This window comes from Cupriavidus sp. 05L310, from assembly GCF_056398185.1.
On sequence record NZ_JBFTOX010000153.1, the window covers coordinates 1 to 1,593 of the forward strand.

The 1,593-nt window shown below is 63.7% G+C and carries 1 protein-coding gene; it reads left to right on the plus strand.

What is annotated here, in order from left to right:
- The first annotated feature begins 97 nt into the window (after positions 1-97).
- The gene (locus AC1DS6_RS42545; protein ID WP_477104798.1) at positions 98-1,546 is read left to right on the plus strand and encodes an ISNCY family transposase; all 1,449 of its coding nucleotides are present in this window, start codon (positions 98-100) and stop codon (positions 1,544-1,546) included.
- The last annotated feature ends 47 nt before the right edge of the window (positions 1,547-1,593 follow it).

Genomic DNA, 1,593 nt, shown 5'->3' on the forward strand with positions numbered 1-1,593 from the left:
TGTCAGGGCTAAGTTGTAATGTCCGTTTATAGCCAAGTTCAAATGTCCGAGTTTGCCAAGCGTAATCTGAGCGGTTTCCAGTCTACTGGAGGCTGCCATGGCACCGGACACCATCACCCTGACCATGCGGCAAATCGATCGATTGAAGATCATTCAGGCGCTGGCGGACGGCTTTCTCAAGACCGGTATCGCGGCAGCGAGGCTGGGACTCACGGCACGCCAGACGCTGCGTCTGCTGCGGCACTATCAGACCGTCGGTGCGCCTGGTTTGCTAAATAGCCATCAAGGGTTGCCGGGCAACAATCAATTGCCGCCCGGGCTCGAATCGCGCGTCCGCAGGCTGATCCGCGACACCTACGCCGACTTCGGCCCGACCCTGGCCTGCGAGAAGCTGCGCGAGCGCCATGGCATCACGCTGGCCAAGGAGACCGTGCGCCGGATCATGATCGACGCTGGCTTCTGGGTGCCGAGGAAGCTGCGCCCGCCCAAGGTCCACCAGCCGCGCAGGCGCCGCGCCTGTCTGGGCGAGCTGGTGCAGATCGATGGCAGCGACCATGCGTGGTTCGAGGAGCGGGCGCCGGCCTGCACGCTGCTGGTCTATGTCGACGATGCCACCAGCCGGCTGATGCAGCTGCTGTTCGTGCCGACCGAATCGACGCAGGCGTACTTCGAGGCAACGCGGGCCTATGTCGAGCACCATGGCAAGCCGATGGCGTTCTACAGCGACAAGGCGAGCATCTTCCGGGTCAATCGCCAGGAAGCAGCCGAAGGGCGCGGCTACACGCAGTTTGGGCGGGCCCTGTACGAGCTGAACATCGACATCCTGTGCGCCAACACCAGCCCCGCCAAAGGCCGTGTGGAGCGGATGAACGGCACGCTGCAGGACCGGCTGGTCAAGGAGCTGCGGCTGCGCGGCATTAGCACCATGCCAATCGCCAATGCCTTTGCGCCGGCCTTTATCGCCGACTTCAATGCCCGCTTTGGCAAGCCGCCGCGCAGCGACTTCGATGCCCACCGGCCGCTGCGCGTTGACGAGGATTTGACGCGGATCTTCACCTGGCGCGAATGGCGCAAGGTGTCGCAGAGCCTGACGCTGCAGTACGACAAGGTGATGTACCTGCTGGAGGATCGGCCCGAGCTCAGACGGCTAATCCACCGCTATCTCGAGGTGGCGGAATATCCGGACGGGCGGATCGAACTGTGGGCCGATGGCATCGCTCTGCCCTACACCACCTATGACCGGCTGGCCGAGATCGACCAGGGCGCGATCGTGGAGCACAAGCGGCTGGGGCATGTGCTGGCCATTGCGGCCAAGGTCCAGGCGTTGCGTGACAGCCGGCAAACCGCAGGGCCTTCGCGCACGCTGTCGGGCGAGCCCCCGCGGCCACACCAGCCTGCGCTCCACACCAAGCGCCAGCGGCTGATCAATCGGCTGGATCTGGAGCGCGCCATCGCCGGCACCACCGCCCCACCCTGTGCTGGCTTCTCCCCTTCCGGCCAGCTTGACCGCGTTACGGCTAAACCACAAAAAGCACGACCGCACTGACATTTCAAATTAGCCAGCCGACTGACATCTAAAAACAGCCTAGACAA